Here is a 257-nt window from a genome sequence, read left to right as displayed (position 1 = left end):
GACAGCCCGCAATCATCCGGAAAACGATGTTCTCATGAGTGTGGTGTGGCTGCTGCCTAAAACAGATGCCATCCGCCTGACGCCCGATTATTTGCTGCCGGTTCTAGATGCACTGCCGTCTCTTTGGAGACGCATTCTTGGGATTCTTGCCTGGCAGCCAAAGGAGGCGAGCTCGACCGAGCAGCCCGATGCCGCGTTAAATGCGCCGCAGCTCGCGAAAACCATCGCCGCGGTTTATCTCAATTGCTTGCTGGAGA

General features: G+C 56.4%; 1 protein-coding gene. It reads left to right on the top strand.

Going from position 1 to position 257, the window contains the following annotated elements:
• A partial coding sequence (locus tag H6A60_RS13340) for a hypothetical protein (protein WP_205105346.1) occupies nucleotides 1-257 on the top strand: 257 nt, incomplete at both ends.

This window comes from Sutterella massiliensis (assembly GCF_016899755.1).
GTDB classification, from domain to species: Bacteria; Pseudomonadota; Gammaproteobacteria; order Burkholderiales; family Burkholderiaceae_F; genus Sutterella; species Sutterella massiliensis.
This window is presented reverse-complemented; position numbering and strand designations above follow the sequence as displayed.